The organism is Aliterella sp. E5.1, from assembly GCF_057473825.1.
Window position 1 is genome coordinate 1 of record NZ_JBYCCV010000090.1, and the last position, 15146, is coordinate 15146.

A 15146-nucleotide genomic window follows, 5' to 3' on the forward strand; every position below is an offset into this window, starting at 1 on the left:
TTGGGAGTTCCCAAGGGAGCCATCAAAGAGCGGGTTCTCTTCATCAATCAAATCTTTGGAGTGGTGGCATAATCCGAACTCCTGCCACAGAGGTTTTCTGTCCTCACAAAGTTTTTGCAACACAACCAGTATTTAGGTGACACTTTGGGTATGGCTTGTCCGTCTATTAATTCGTAGGCAGTCTCTCCTTCTGGCAAAGTCCAGAATTGTTCGAGAGTTAGATTGGTGAGGTTGGTTAGCATGACGCTTTGTCGATACCAAACTATGTTTATTTAGCCTTGGGGGTGAAGGTCGAGTCTTTGTTTTCTTCTCCGTTGCTACTCAGACCCTAAAACTCCGACTGAGCGCGATCGCGTTGTCAGAGTAGTTTATTCGGTAACAGGGGGAAAAGTCTCGAATCGTTTAAGAACGACTTGAATATGTGCGTCTCGATCTCTTAATTCATCTTCCAGAATAGCCAGAATTCTCTGAAAGTTTGTCGCCGTATCCAAGTTTAGATATTGATCGACGTTGCAGGAGGCATATAAAACTTTCAATCCTTCTTTGAACAAATTATCAAGTTCCTCTACAGCAATTCCTTCTTCTTCGAGGGAGTGTTTTAGGGACGCAATTGCCTTTTGGCAGCGAGATATGAACTCTTGATCTGGTTTAAAAACATAGTTTTCCAGGTAGTCTTCATCAAAATTAGCATCATCATCAGAGCTTTCATATTCATCATCGGGATCGAAGTTATCGTCGTCGTAAACAGTGAATTCGCAAAGCATATCAGTTAATCCTAGTTTTAATTGAATCAGACGAGATCGCCTTTGTCCAAACACCTTATTCCTAATTGCTTCCTCTGTAATCGTATCGTTTCAGCGTCTAACGGTGCAGGGTATTTTGTGGCGTTTGGATAAGGGCGATCGCTGAACAGTTCTCTAATAAGGGGTAGATAAGCGCGAAGCTGCTATGAAGGACAAGGCTCGGAAATTTTGCAGCTTTCAGTAATTGAGGCTGCCGCACGTGTGGAGCGTTGACTAATCGTGAAAGAACTTAGGGAAACTAGCTTATAACAATTTATTTTCTTAATACGATTACGTCAATTTTGCTATTTGCACCTAAATCTTACAATGGTTGAGCCTTTGTGAAAGTTCATTTTTCAAGTTTTGTAACCTCTACACAGTCAATGTTTTGAGTTATCTTGCACCTTATAGCAACTTCGCTAGGTTTACCCCATCTAATGCGAAGCAATGCAGAGTGTTATTTCAACTTTTCTGAGTAGTCCGGCAAATATCTACTCATAGCTTCGGCTCTACGCAGATTACCTGCATTCCGGCGCTCTTGGCGACGAATCTTTGCTATTTCTAACACCTGCAATTTCATTTGTTCATTTTCAGAGCAGACCAAGTATGCAGCTTCTAAAAACGTCTCCTTAGTAATACTTTCGGCTGTGCATAAAGACTTTAGCCCCTTATCTACAGAATCTTCGACCCGTAGAGTAAAAGAGACTAAGTTTTGGGCTGGTTCGTTCGTTACCGCCCGTTTTTGCAAATTTGTAGCTGCTCTTTCCAGCTTGTACTCAGACGAGTCTATCTCTAAATTTTCATCGGCTTGCCTTTTAAACAGTGAGGTATCTCTTGGGGGAACAGTAGCTCTCATCCGAGCTTTTAACCTGCTGTTTGCGTCAATGGGTTGGGTTTGTTCGTCAGCCATTTTGTCTCCAGTAATTCAACTAAGTTCCTAAAGGGCAACTCAAGGTCGGGGTAGCCCAACTCTGCTAAGGTTTTTCCAGTGTCGATTGCCTGTTTGTAACGTTCGCTCTCAAGAATCGAGGGAATCACGTTAATCCCCTGTGCCAGTTCGCGCATATCTTGAATACTGACTTCACTTCGTTTGGCTTGAGTGCGACCTACCCACCGATCTCGAAAGGGGAGAATTCCCAGAATTGAACCAGAAAAGGCATCCACTGACTTAAGTTCATCGACAAGTTGCAAAGTACGCATCAGTGAATGCAGTCCCTTAGAAGAAGCTTCGGCTGGAATTAGTAACTCGTGAGCCGCAACTACCGCAGTCAGACAAATCTGAGTCCGTTGGGGTGGGGAATCAACGATTGCTACATCAAACAGGTCAACGACTTGCTGCAACCGCTTCTTCAAAGTCAATTCGCCCATTGCGCTAGAAGACAGGTAATCCTGAATAGTTTCCAGTCCGTCGTCTGAGGGAATTAGCCAGAGGTTTTGGTAGTTCGATTCGTAAATGCCATCTTCGACACCCACTTGCTTATTAAGAACTTCTAGCAGGGTTGGCTGATTTGCTTCTACTTCGTGTCCTAGGTATAAGGTCAAACTTGATTGGGGGTCAGCATCGACCATCAAAACTTTGTAGCCCCTTTGAGCCAATGATCTAGCAAGGAAAAAGGAGCTAGTAGTCTTGCCTTGACCCCCAGCAAGAGAGGCAGCAGTTATGGTCAGCACTCGCAATCCTCCTTTAATCGGATGACATAAAGTGATAATACAATAAATAAGTAATTAAACAATGAAGTAATGCAACAAATCAACAATGCAACCAATTAATAATACAACAAACTTTTTAAGTAGTAAATTCACTTCTTTGAAACTACCTGCTTACTCTCCGTATGGGCTTCTCCAGAAAGAATCACACTTACTTTTAACTAGCCGAGGATATTTCTGTTATTTCAGGCAATTGTTATTTCAGGCAATTAGATATCCCGCGCGATCACTCAGTATTTGGGGCAGATATAGCGTAGCTGACACTAGGGGCAAGATAGCTCAAAACTCCTATGCTGTAAACTTTTCAGATCGTAAAAACTAAACGGTCGCGGCTGAGGAGAATATTGTAGCCTTTAGGGGGTAAGATCAGCACAGCAAGGTTCTTCGCCGCCACACAACGGCTAAAAGCCTTGCTGTGCTGGTGTTCTGAAAACAACATTGTAGTTTCTCACGCTCAAGTTCTTATGTGGTACGCTACTGCTGTATCAATTGAAGTGTAAGCCAATTGATAGAGTTTTGCCCCTAGTAACTATGACAATTGTTAGTGGTTTATCAAGTTTTTAACGTAACTTTCTGCTCCACTGCTCATTTCATCCCTTCCCTTTTAAAGCTGACTTTTTGTTCTAACCTGTTTGTAAAGTGTCTCCATTGCTTCAATGAAGGAGTTCTCGCGGTGCCAGAATGCAGGAAACTCGCCCTGTTTTTTCACCGGAATGCCGGAAACAAGGGTTTGAGGGAGCGGTTCAATGGTCGGAGGCAGCCGTTTAGTACCGTGCCAGAAGTCGCGTAACCCTTTGACGCTTTGCGGAGAAACTGTTAAGGGTCGGGTGTAGTAGGACAAAACAGATTGAGGATCGCGTTGCGCGAAACGTTGTAGTTCCGCAGAGAGTGCCTGCCCCAAAGGAGATTTGACCAGTTCAGAGTGTAAATCCTGTCGCGACAATCCCCGCAATTCAAATAGCAAGAAGGGGTCGTAATCGAGTTCGGCAGCAACTAGGTAATAAACACCCGCGATATGTTTGCAGGGATTGCCCCAATCTGGGCAGGAACAGCTAATATCAAAATCTTTGCGGCTGCGGGGCAGCAAATTCAATTCTAAGAGGGCAAACTCTCCTTCTATGTTGTCGGGCATTTCGTTGAGTAGCAATCTGGAGATGAAGCTGGCTTTAGAAGCAATCAGAGCGATCGCTGCTGCCCATTTGGCGGCACTAATAGCTTGAAACTCGATCGTGGTAATGTAAAGCGGTTCTTTGTACACTCCGAAATAAGGATTGACCGAGCCTCGGACTTGGGCAGTGACAATTCCACCAATAATTTCAAAGTTTTTGACTTTGCCATTATTGGCGTAAGAACGACCCCGGCTCAAACGACCTGGATCGGAAAGTTGTTCTAACACGGCGATGAATTTTTTGCCCCACCAGGTACGACTAAATTTGCTCATGTCCCTTACTCCAAAATGGCATTCTGATTGAGCGCAATCAGTTTTTTAAACGCTTCGTTATCTAACTCGGTTAACCACGATTCATCAGCACCGATGATCGCCCCTGCTAACTTTTTCTTGTCTTCAATCATCTCGTCGATGCGTTCTTCCAAAGTTCCTATAGCAACGAACTTGTGGACGAATACATTTTTTTTCTGACCGATACGAAAGGTGCGATCGGTTGCCTGATCTTCTACTGCCGGATTCCACCAGCGATCGAAGTGAAATACATGGTTAGCTTTGGTGAGGGTGATACCAACACCGCCTGCTTTCAACGATAGAACAAACGCCGAGGGTTCGGTTTCCGGGTCTTGAAATTCGGCGATCGCCTGCTCCCGTTTTTTACGAGCGGTACTGCCCGACAAGTAGTAGGTGCTGTAGTGGCAGACATGGCGCAGATACTTTTCTAATGCTTGACCCAATTCAGTAAATTGAGTGAAAATCACTAGACTTTCGCCCTCATCGATTACTTCCTGCACCATCTCGCTTAGACGAGTAAGCTTGTGCGATCGCTCGATTGTAAAGTCACTCCCATCCTGTAAAAACTGCATGGGATGGTTGCAGATTTGCTTGAGTTTTGTGAGCGTTGCCAGAATTAACCCTTTGCGGTGAATGCCTTCGGCTCCTTGTAGTTGTAATTCCACATCTTTCACCACTGCTGCGTAGAGGGAAGCTTGTTCTTTGGTGAGATTGCAATAAATCTTTTGCTCAACTTTGTCTGGCAAGTCTTTGATGATAGAGCGATCGGTTTTAACCCGTCGCAAAATGAACGGCTCCACCAGTTTCTTGAGCGTAGTAGATTGGCGGAGATCGTTGTTTTTTTGAATTGGCAGTTCAAAGTTGCGACGAAATTGAGTTTGATTACCCAAATAGCCCGGATTGAGAAAGTTAAATATTGACCAGAGATCCAACAGACGGTTCTCAATCGGCGTTCCGGTTAACGCCAGCCGATGGGTAGCTGCCAGTTTCAGAATAGATTTTGTCAGATCGGCTTTGGGATTTTTGATATTCTGGGCTTCGTCTAAAACGATGCGATGCCACTCAATCTCACTTAACAGCTTGGCATCCTTCCGTGCCAGCGCAAAGGAGGTGATTACAAGATCGTTTTCCCGGCAAGCTTGCTTAAAATCCTTGATATTTTTCGTCCGTTGCGTACCGTGATGCACCACCGCTTGCAACTGAGGCGCAAATTTTTGAATTTCGCGCTCCCAGTTACCAACAACAGAGGTGGGCGCAACTAACAACGTAGGGGGAATATTTCTTTTCTCATTTTCCTGTGCCAGTTCTCGTTCCTGAAGCAGTCGAGCAATCACCTGAATCGTCTTGCCCAAACCCATATCGTCGGCAAGACAACCATTTAAGCCCAACTGTTCCAGGTATTGCAACCAGGACACACCCCGTTTTTGATATTCGCGCAAGTTTCCCTGTAGCTGTTGGGGATTGGCGATCGGCTGTAGCTGGCTCTTGTCACTCAATTTTGTCATCATGCCAGATAGGCTACTGTGGCGATCTACCTCTAGTTCAAAGCTGTCATCTTCGCTGGCGGTGAGCTTAAGAAAATCAAGCAAACTCAATTCTGGATTTTCTTGCTGCTGAGTCTGCCAAAATGCTAGCATTTCCCGCATCTTGCCTTGGTCTAGTTCCATCCACTGCCCGCGAAACTTGACTAGGGGCGTTTTGGCACTGACTAAATGGTTCCATTCCTGTTCGCTGACTTTTTCGCCGCCGATTGCCAGTTCGTACTGGTACTCTACTAGGTTTTCAAACGCAAAGTATTTTTTTGTTTTGTCCTCTCCACCTGTGAGCGACTTGCCCTTCGCCTTCAGGCGAACTTTAGCGCGTTGTCGTCCCTGTGGTGTCCACCATGCCGGAACAATTACCTTGTAGCCTGCATTTTCCAGTACCCAGGCAGATTCCTGCAAAAAGGCAAATGCTGCTTCTAAATCTAGAAAAATTCCTACAGGTTGATCGGTTTCCAAGCCATGCCACAGTTGGGGATAGATGCGGGCAGCATAGCCTAGATTCATTAGCAAGTGTTGTTCAAAGTCTCGTCCCAGTTGTTTTTGCACTTGCTGTTGTTGGTGGGGTCGCATCCGCCAGTAATCTCCTAGAGACACCCGCAGGGATGGATCGCTCTTGGGAGCCACCTGAAATTGTAATTGCCAAGCGTCTTTTGATTTGGCAGGGTCTTGCAGTTGAAAACAAAGGTAGAAAGGCTGGTCAGATTGGGTGCGGATAATCCGATCTCGCCAAGTCTGCCACTGTTTGTATTGCTCCAGTTTTGCCGCCGTCCCAGGCATTTTACTGGCAGTCGGATGCAAGCAATCGTAAACCAGCGAATTAGCAATCGTCTTTTCAAACGCTTGCGTGCTAGGCGTTTGAGTGATAATATCCGTCAGCAAGCACTCAGCAAAGTGTCGGAGCAGAGTTTCGCGATCGTAGAATTGGGGCGTTGCTCTCGGCTCTGTAAAACCAGACACGCACGCTAAGGGCATATATTCAACATACTGCTGGACAGTCGTTTCGTACTCTTCCCCGATGAACTCCCAACCTGGATAAATTTCCCAATCTGTTGGCAATTCAGCAGTGATATCAATGGTTTGAGCTTTTACCTTTCCAACCGAGCGCATTTGTTGAGTTTTTTTAGATGCCGCCATGCTCTTTCGTCTACTTTGAATTGGAGATATTTCCGCCTCTTCGGCAGCCCCTTGGGCAGATTTACGCTTGGTTGTGGAAGTTGGCGGTAGCTTCAGTTCTCGGTATCTCAGAGCGGGGATATACTGGTCTTTGAAAATAAGCCGTTTTAAAGCTTGGGTATAATGAAACCAAAACAGCAATTCTGACCCCAGTTGAATGTCTGTCAGGTTGTGCAGAGCCAGAAAATGCAGATCGTTAAGCAGTCTCACGACATTATTTACAAAACCTCCCATTTTAGTAACAGCGCTCGTTTGGTAACAATCGACCTGCCAGTACTGAAGTTCAAACGCTTCCGGCACTTCCTCTTCTAAATAGCGCGAAAGTTCTAGCGAGGGCAGGGGTTGGTTGTCAATGGTTGGTAATAAAAAATATTGTGGCGAAATCAAGCTTTCCAGCTTGCGGAAGTTGGGGGGCGCAATCCCCAATTCTTTCGTCAGCAATCCAGCGAGATCGGCAGCAACTAATTGCCGAGGATGCCTCTGACTAGGATTGCGAAACCGCCTTGGCTCCGTCGTTTCCACCCACAGGTAAAAGTTCCCATTTTGAATAAATTCCTCTCCTGCTTGAGGAATCCAGGTACCATGAAGAATCTGCATAGCAACAAAACGCTCTGACACGGCTACGTTTGCTTTTTAGCCTACCAAAATTTCTGGGCAATGCGATCGCTTATCGCGTGGCTACCTCGGCGTGAGGAAGGCAACACTTGTGTCCTTGTTTGGACTGGGAACCTCTGCAATTCAAAGAGTTTAGCTATCGTCTAGCAGTCACGAAACATTGGCTAGTTAATTTTAAACTAAGCAAGTAATGGGCAAAGGTTAAACCTGCCCATTACTTGCTAGGGACAACCAAGCGTTGAGGACAAGAAATCGTCCCCGACTTCGACTTAAATCTTTTTTGGCACTCCTCCATTGCCTCTTGATTGAGATAATAAACCTGCCATGCCCTATCAGAAGTATTACTAATATTTGTCAGTTGAGTATTCGTCTTTGCCCAACTTGTAAACGCCGACCCCGCCAGAAAAGCACATAACCCAGTAACAATACAGCTTAGTGCCAAATACCGCGCCACGCCATTTGGATTTGAAGCCTTAATTACCTCCTGCATTGCTGTTTCTGTTCGTTCCCCCAACGTCGTGATGTTGCGCTCGTAATTCTGCATGAACAATAGCAAAGTATCAATCTGTTGGCGGCTGGGAAACTGATTAAGCTTTGTCGTTAACAGGTACAAATAATATTCGCAACAAACTAAATAAGGATAATATACCGACCCATAACTTACCCCGGTCAGGCGGGATAACTCCGCCAGCCTTTCTCTATTCTTTACTGGCAGCGTTTGATAAAGCTCCTCTGCTGTAGTGTGTTGGAATGTAGGGCGTTTGCCGTTACTGTTACTCATTTACTTGCGCCTCCGCAAACGCGAACTGCTTGCCTGTGCCTGAGCGTTCTTATCTACAGGTAAGCCCAAATATCTACCTGCAATAGCTAGTTGCTTATCCTGCTTGCTTCTCCAAGCTTCAATAAAACCTTTGTAATTAATATCAATATCTGAATCTGGACTAAGAATATAGCCAAGACTCCGCCGTGCTGCTGCTAACCTATCTGCCGCCCCACTCTCCAATGGCTGCGACACAATCTCTATCCCCCCGGCGGCAAGTATTGCGGCTCTTTCTGAGGATTTATCGTAGTCAGTAAAGTTGTGGTTTTTTGCGGAGGGATTTTTTACTATTACCCAATCGACAGAATTGCCATAAGCCTCCCACAAGTCCAGAAGGCTATCGAGCGCTTCTGGATCTCCTGACATGGGAACCAAGAACGTGATGCGTTTGCCATGTTCTGCCAAGGATTTAGCTATGCCGCCTTCAAGCTGTAACTGCGCCCAAAACCTGGAGGATGAATTAGCAGGCGAATCAATCAATACTATTGGCTGCTGATACTCTGGAGTTAATAAGTCTAGCAGGTTGCGCCGTGCCTCTGGTCCCAATAAGTCAATGCGTTCGACCCAGGGTTCGTCTTCATAGGCATAGGAGAGAGTATTGTGGTCTAAGTCGCCATCAATTGCCGCAATGGTCAATCCCAAGCGCAGCCACAAATCGAGCAAGCATAGGGATATGGTTGACTTACCTACGGAACCTTTATTTTGAGCTACGGCTACAACACGAGTAGTTATAGGTAGAGTTGGGATTTTTGGACTCACTATTTCCTCCTTGGTCTGAGCGACGGTTTATACTCTTGCGTTGCAGCAGGCTGAGAATTAAGTGACTCTGACAATTCTTCAGCGCCCGTATTAGCATCAGGAATCAATTGTGATAACTCATCCCCTTTTCTGCCTTTGACGGGTCCCATATAGCGCCGCAAAGTTGAAGCGCTGATTGAAAACCCACAATCATTGAGCAATGTCGCTAAGTCTTCGTAAGTGTATCCCTTGCTGAGAGCGTGGATAATCTTCGCTCGATTTGTTTCTAAGTAATCCTTAGCCGAACGCGGTTTGGGAATTGGCGGTAACTCCTCCACCAATTGAAAGAAGTTTATCAAAAACTGTATCAAGTTCTGATGATGGCGATGCTATTTCTTCAGGAAGCTCTGGCTTTGGTTGCTCCATCGCTAGCAGATATGTGAAGGAATTTATTTATAGTAATGCAATAAATAGAAACAAGGGTAGCAATAACGCTGCTAAAACTTTAAGAAATTTATTCTTATCCAGCTAAAGACTTGCTAGTAACCAAGTAAGTATTGACTAAACTTTACTCAATAACTACCAGATTTATTAATTAAAATTGACTAAAGCCGTCCAAAAGAGACGTACTGCTTTGCAGCGATTCCCCAAATCCTGCTAAAACCCCCGATTATATTCCCCACACCTAACTTACTCATAGAGCCGCTTTAACCTATAATACCACTTAACCCCCGACGCGCGATCGCCCACATAGAGCAGCCTACCCATGACCGCAACTATTGGCAAACCCTACTCTAAATACAAAGACTATGCCGAGTCTTACCATGTAGCAGGAACTCGCAGAGAAGACAGCCAGTGGCGAGGAAAGTTAGCGGAGACGTTGGGGTACTCAGGCGAAATCGCCAAATTCGGCTACGACCTAGCCAGCGTTGGCAAAGATAGCTACGGCAGACAACTAAGGAAGTTTCAGAAAAACAGTCGCCCCGCCATCTGCGACCTGACCCTGAATGCTCCCAAGAGCCTCAGCGTAGAAGCCCTCGTCCACTCCAACTCTGTAGCAGTTGCCGCCCACGACCAGGGGGTTGAAAGCGCTCTTGCTTTTACCGAACAACATTTGTTATTCAGCCAAATCAAGCACTCTTGTCAAGTAGAACGAGTCCACACTAATAAAGCTTTAATTGGCTCTTTTCGACAGCGTGATAACCGCGAAGGCGAACCCCACCTGCACACCCACAACGTCATTTTTAACGTGGGCTATGTACAGGATAAGTGGCGTAGCCTTGCCAACGAGCAAATTTACCTGGGTAAACTCACCATTGGCGCTATCTACCAAAACGACACTGCCTACCACTTACACCAAGCAGGCTACAAAACCTATTGGGATACCAATGGACAGTTTGAATTAGCAGGCAACCCAAAGCAACTGCTGACTCAAACCTTTGCTCAACGCACAGAAAAGCTAGAAGCCTACTTACAGGCAATGGGTTTAGACCGCACTAGCGCTACCCCAGAACAACTCAATGCTGCTAATCGTGCTACTCGTAATAAAAAAGCCTACGACAAAGATGCAGATTCTCAAGTTTTAGACTGGCAATCAACGGCGGCAACGGCGGGGATAGCACCATGCCCACAGGTATCGCGGCAAGAGCTAGAATCCCAGTTCCAAGCAGCTTCTTACCCCACCAGCCCTCAAGAGATTGTTATCGCCGCCGCCGAACGGTTATCTGAAAAAGCAAGCGCCTTTGGCTATATGGAACTTGTTAGGGAAGGATGCAGATTAAGTGCTGGCAGATATCTCTCAAGTTCTATCTCTGAAGCGATTGGAACAAGTAAAGAACTTGTAGCAGTTACATCAATTACTCCCTACCCTAGCTACACAACGCGCACTATATTACAACGCGAACGTCAAATACTAGATTGGGCAATTTTTGGAAAATCATCTCACGCTGCTATTTGCGATGCTGAGATTGCAGCAATCGCGGCAGAAAAATTCACTTTAAACGTAGATCAAACCAAAGCTCTCCAACATATTGCTAGGAGTCAGGATTTAGTTATCTTAATTCAGGGAAGTGCTGGAGTTGGTAAAACTCGTTCCCTCTGCGCCCTCAAAGACTTAATGGGAGAGAAGCGGCTAATTGGTTGTGCGGTGGGTGGACTCCAGGTGGAAGGATTAGAGGCAGAAAGCGGCATCGCGTCCCAGACCATAGAAAGCTTAATTCGCACTTCAAAAGCGGATTTTCCGAGTAATGCTCTGATTGTTGTGGATGAGGCGGGAGTTGTATCGAATCGTCAGATGCACCATTTTCTAGAACGAGCAAGGGAATCAAATTGTCGCTTGTTGCTAGTTGGAGATACTAAGCAGCTATCCGCCGTTGAGCAAGGCAATCCGTTTCGGTTGCTGCAAACGAGAGCCGGACTATTAACTGCTTCCATTAGCCAGAACATGAGGCAAAAGGACGAGCAACTACGAGCGGTAGTGGACTATTGCGAAGCGCAGCAACCCCAAGCCGCCTTTGATTTACTGGACAAGGGCGGCTTGGTTCAGGAAATTCCTGACGTTGACGGGTTGCTGCCAGCAATTGTGGACGATTACCTCACCCGCCCCAAGGAGCAACGGCGCAATACCCTGATTATGGCGACTACTCACAAAGAGCGGGCTACCTTAACTGTTGCTATTCGTAACAGACTCCTTGAGCAGGGCGAACTGTCTGAACCCGCTCTAGAAATTGAGGTGTTGCAGAAAAAGGATTTAGACAAACACCATCTATTATTGGCAGACCATTATCAAGTCGGGGAACTGGTGCGCTTTTGGCGCAATTGCGGGTCTTTTACTAAAGGCGAACTGTACCGAGTTACAGCGACTAACCCAGAAGCGGGCAGCGTTGAACTGGTTGACACTAAAGGACAAACTCAAACTCTAGATTTGTATCGTTATAAAGAACGCGAAGTTTTTTCACCCTAGCACATTGAAATTGCTGCTGGGGAAGAAATGCGCTTTACTGCTGGGATTAAAGATACTAATGGCAAGCAACTTCAGGTCAACGGTCAAAGATTTCGGGTGGAAGCAGTTGACCCCCAAACCCAGACAATTGAGATTAGTACCAAGGGCAAGCGCTTTACCGTCGCTCCAGAGAATTTGTTGCACAGCGATTACAGGTGGATTAGCACTGTCCACTCCTTGCAGGGAGCGACGGCGCAGTACGCTATCTTTGCCTCTCTTGGGGGAAATGGCACTTTGTCTAAAGAGTCCTGGTATGTGGCGGCTAGCCGAGCCAAACTAGAGTTTGCTGTGTACTGCACTGATAAGGCACAACTGCGCGAATCAATTCAATTTAGCAAGGCACAGCGTCCTGCTCTTGACTTAATTTATCCTTCTTTCTCGTCGCCTACTACAGAGCTAGAGCGCCAGCCCATAGACGAGCAAGCACTCGCAGCTATTAACGATTATGTCCAAGAGCAGGCTGTAGAATCGGCTTTGACTGATGAGGCGCTATTGTCGCTCCTGGAGTCACTCAACCATCTAAGAACCGCATCCAAGGCTGCCCAGCCAGTCAACGATGTAGCTGTGGCAAGACATCTGGAGCTAGAGCGCGAGTCCATAGACGAGCAAGCACTCGCAGCTATTAACGATTATGTCGAAGCACAAGCAACGGATTCTGCTTCGATAACTGAAGAGACTTCAACCATCGCCCAATTATTAGCTTCTCTTCAGCTTCAGGAATTGACTGGAGCGATGCGTCGATTAACTCTCGCTGCAACTATTGCGATTTCACGCCAGCGTTTAGCCTCACAAATAGCACAGGAGCAAATCAAGGAGCAAGCATTTAAGGAAATCGCTTCAAACGTTCGAGAAGCTTCAATTGAGGCGGCTCTTACTCAATATCTTCCCCATTTGACTCAACAGGTAGCACAACTACACGCTCAATTATCTCGCCCCACCGAGCAGCTTGATATAGCACAGGAGCAAATCAAGGAGCAAGCATTTGAAGCGATCGCTTCTTACCTTGAGGAAGCTGCTATCGACGCGGCACTTACCCAACCTCTCACCCATTTGACTCGGCAGGTAGCGCAGCTATCAAGTGCAATGAATAACTTCACCGAATATGTCGCTAACTATCGTAAAGAGAAGCCAACTCAAGCCGCCGAACCGATAGCAGAGACAATTTTTGGTTCGGGCGTGTCAACAGCAAGCGAGATCAATTCTACCCCTAGCCCAGAAATGCTGGCAGCACAATTACTTATTCTCACTGACCAAATCCTTGCTCCTGAAGCTGTTTACCAAGAAAAAGGTTTAAGAATTGAGCGAAAGCAAGGGAAGATTGCTGCGTTTATTGAGGGCGAATCAGTCGAGATGCGGCATCCTGAGAATTTAGCAACTATAGTTAACCGCCTGCAAGCTCTGGTTAATGAATTTGAGTTGCGTTCTCTTTACGAGGAGTTTGCGCTAGCTGCGCGGCGTGAGGAATCCATCGCCAATACTGCTAGAGCGATTGTGCAAATCAACGGCGGTAACTACTACGCTCAAAGGTTATCGGTTGAAATTACTGGTAGCTGTTGTGAAATTCAATTTGACCAAAAGGTGGTGTTTAGATCGACTCCAGGCAACGTTGAGCGCCCCGATGACTTATTGCAGTTATCAGACCTTAATTTGCAACTACTTAGCACTACTGCCGAGTTACAGCAACGCCTTGAAACTCAACTCAAGCAGGAACAAGCAAGGCTACTCGCTGAGGAGTTAAAAGCCCAAAGCAAGTCGGCTCATACCAGCACTATCACACCAAAACCCAAGGAGCGCGACGGTGGGATTACTCTGTAAAATTATCAAGTTGTTTTGTCTGTTCGTCATCAAGCTTGCCCGTAGCAGCCTGACTAATGACCCTGATGGCAACAGCATTGTCATATTTATTGTTAATGCTTTAACAATTCTTGCGCTGATACTTGGCTTTGGCTTGGCTTTGGTAATGCTAGTCTGGGCTGTCAGTCTGAAAATCTTGCTGGCAGCCTTGTTGTCAGCTTATCTGGCTGCTTTTGGCTGGTCAAAATTCTATCGCCGCCTTGATCCTAGCGCCCAAGAGATGTATTTGCTCCTATCTACCGTTGGTTTGACAGTGTTAGTTGGCACAGCTATTCAACTGAAGAAAATGCAGTCGGCTGATGCTCATAATCTTTTTGTCTACTGGATAATGCTATTAATTATAGGATTTAGTTTTTGGGGGATTACATTAAATAATGTCTCAACGGCGGCGGGGGTTGAGCCAATAATATTTACGGGGAAAATCAAGCCCAAACAACGTTTTCACACTACTAATGTCTCCAAAGAAATTTCGACCCCTAATCCAGCGCAGGCTTATCTGAAGAATATGGAGTGAAGTCGCTTTTTGGTTCAGTAACCGCAACTGCTTGGAAAAAGATTAGTATTTATTTTATTACCTGGGGTGGACATAAATATGGCTACAGATGCCACTGCTGCTGTGGAGTCCAAATGTAGTTAAATGATGTGTTGTCTGACGCAGCTAGACAAGGCGGCATCAGAAAAGAGTTGAGAACGGCTACAGTGTTCCTGAGAGTTTCACAATTAGATTCGAGTTTATTTTTGTTGATAAATCCACTCCACTGGGATTGTTTCAGAAAATCTTCAGCAAATTTTCCTGTCAGTGCTAAAGGATCTTCGGTTGGCAAAGGTGTTTTTCTTCGGGTAAAAGTTGCTCTCATCGCCTGACAAAGTATGCTGCCCTGAAACTGAGCTTGATAAGCGAGAAACCAAATATCATAGAAATCTTTTAACCTACTGTTGGCTATGCCAAGAGAAACCATTGCCTGAAACTTCTCCGCCACAACAGTTTCACGTGGATAGACCTGTAATCGTGCCGATGGTAGATTGAGAATTGAAGGAAATTCTCCTAATTCCGGCGCAGGAGTGACAGCATCACCAAACCCAATATCAACTTGAACTGTTAGTCTAGCAGAACCTAGTTTTCCCTCTATTTTGAGCCTTACTCCTTCGTACTCTTGCTCTTCTTTAATCCTTTCTCCTTTTACAGTCTCTGGATAAAACTCTACTCCATCTTCTGTATAGAACCCATTTGACATCTTTCCCTGGAAGGAAGTAACGTTAAGGCAAAAACATAATGCAGATGCCATGCCGTACCAGAGCAGCCTCACCGACGAAGAGTGGAAAATAATAGAACCTTTACTACCTAAGATCCTACCGCCGAAGAAGCAAACAAGACCTTCTAACTGGAGCAAGCGCGAAATCTTGGATGGCATCTTTTATCAACTGAAAAATGGTTGTAACTGGCAAGACTTGC

Annotated in this window: 14 protein-coding genes and 1 pseudogene; 4 read left to right on the forward strand and 11 right to left on the reverse strand. The window is 45.7% G+C overall.

Going from position 1 to position 15146, the window contains the following annotated elements; all coding sequences use genetic code 11:
- Positions 1–128: 128 nt before the first annotated feature.
- The 10 genes and pseudogenes from AC2VE5_RS19975 to AC2VE5_RS20020 all read right to left on the reverse strand — a co-directional run.
- A pseudogene (locus AC2VE5_RS19975) lies at positions 129–242 on the reverse strand (Uma2 family endonuclease); the annotation flags it as partial.
- A gap of 126 nt (positions 243–368) precedes the next feature.
- A complete protein-coding gene (locus AC2VE5_RS19980; RefSeq protein ID WP_486889445.1) occupies positions 369–764 on the reverse strand; it encodes a hypothetical protein in 396 nt (131 codons plus the stop codon).
- Positions 765–1239: 475 nt separating this feature from the next.
- Positions 1240–1692, reverse strand: coding sequence for a carboxysome distribution maintenance protein McdB (locus tag AC2VE5_RS19985; RefSeq protein ID WP_486889446.1), 453 nt, complete (start codon positions 1690–1692; stop codon positions 1240–1242).
- Positions 1647–2453, reverse strand: coding sequence for a ParA family protein (locus tag AC2VE5_RS19990; protein WP_486889447.1), 807 nt, complete (start codon positions 2451–2453; stop codon positions 1647–1649). The genes AC2VE5_RS19985 and AC2VE5_RS19990 overlap by 46 nt, the downstream gene beginning before the upstream one ends.
- A gap of 340 nt (positions 2454–2793) precedes the next feature.
- Positions 2794–2928 carry a hypothetical protein gene (locus AC2VE5_RS19995; protein WP_486889448.1) on the reverse strand — a complete coding sequence of 45 codons (135 nt, stop codon included), beginning with the start codon at positions 2926–2928 and terminating at the stop codon, positions 2794–2796.
- A 165-nt stretch (positions 2929–3093) separates the two neighbouring features.
- Positions 3094–3930: an SWIM zinc finger family protein gene (locus tag AC2VE5_RS20000; protein ID WP_486889449.1), complete on the reverse strand. Its 837-nt coding sequence runs from the start codon at positions 3928–3930 to the stop codon at positions 3094–3096.
- Between the two features lie 5 nt (positions 3931–3935).
- Positions 3936–7262, reverse strand: a complete 3327-nt coding sequence (locus AC2VE5_RS20005; RefSeq protein WP_486889457.1) for a DEAD/DEAH box helicase — start codon at positions 7260–7262, stop codon at positions 3936–3938.
- Positions 7263–7494: 232 nt separating this feature from the next.
- Positions 7495–8061: a hypothetical protein gene (locus AC2VE5_RS20010; RefSeq protein ID WP_486889450.1), complete on the reverse strand. Its 567-nt coding sequence runs from the start codon at positions 8059–8061 to the stop codon at positions 7495–7497.
- Positions 8062–8859 (reverse strand): nucleotide-binding protein, encoded by a 798-nt coding sequence (locus tag AC2VE5_RS20015; protein ID WP_486889451.1) that lies wholly within the window; start codon positions 8857–8859, stop codon positions 8062–8064.
- On the reverse strand, positions 8859–9197 hold the full coding sequence (locus AC2VE5_RS20020; protein WP_486889452.1) for a hypothetical protein: 339 nt from the start codon (positions 9195–9197) through the stop codon (positions 8859–8861). The genes AC2VE5_RS20015 and AC2VE5_RS20020 overlap by 1 nt, the downstream gene beginning before the upstream one ends.
- Before the next feature lie 407 nt (positions 9198–9604).
- On the opposite strand from AC2VE5_RS20020, the gene mobF reads away from it, so the two are divergent.
- From mobF to AC2VE5_RS20035, 3 genes are read left to right on the forward strand one after another with little or no spacing between them, the layout of a single operon-like run.
- Positions 9605–11800, forward strand: a complete 2196-nt coding sequence (mobF, locus tag AC2VE5_RS20025) for a MobF family relaxase (RefSeq protein ID WP_486889453.1) — start codon at positions 9605–9607, stop codon at positions 11798–11800.
- Positions 11801–11827: 27 nt separating this feature from the next.
- Positions 11828–13654 (forward strand): coiled-coil domain-containing protein, encoded by a 1827-nt coding sequence (locus AC2VE5_RS20030; RefSeq protein ID WP_486889454.1) that lies wholly within the window; start codon positions 11828–11830, stop codon positions 13652–13654.
- Entirely contained in the window at positions 13638–14207 is a 570-nt protein-coding gene (locus tag AC2VE5_RS20035; protein ID WP_486889455.1) for a hypothetical protein, read from the forward strand. Before AC2VE5_RS20030 ends, AC2VE5_RS20035 begins: the two co-directional genes overlap by 17 nt.
- 82 nt (positions 14208–14289) lie before the next feature.
- On the opposite strand, the gene AC2VE5_RS20040 is transcribed toward AC2VE5_RS20035, so the two are convergent.
- Positions 14290–14928, reverse strand: a complete 639-nt coding sequence (locus AC2VE5_RS20040) for a nucleotidyl transferase AbiEii/AbiGii toxin family protein (protein ID WP_486889456.1) — start codon at positions 14926–14928, stop codon at positions 14290–14292.
- 49 nt (positions 14929–14977) lie between these two features.
- Here AC2VE5_RS20040 and AC2VE5_RS20045 point away from each other — a divergent pair.
- Positions 14978–15146: transposase (locus AC2VE5_RS20045; protein WP_486887409.1), on the forward strand; the 169-nt coding region annotated here is incomplete at its 3' end.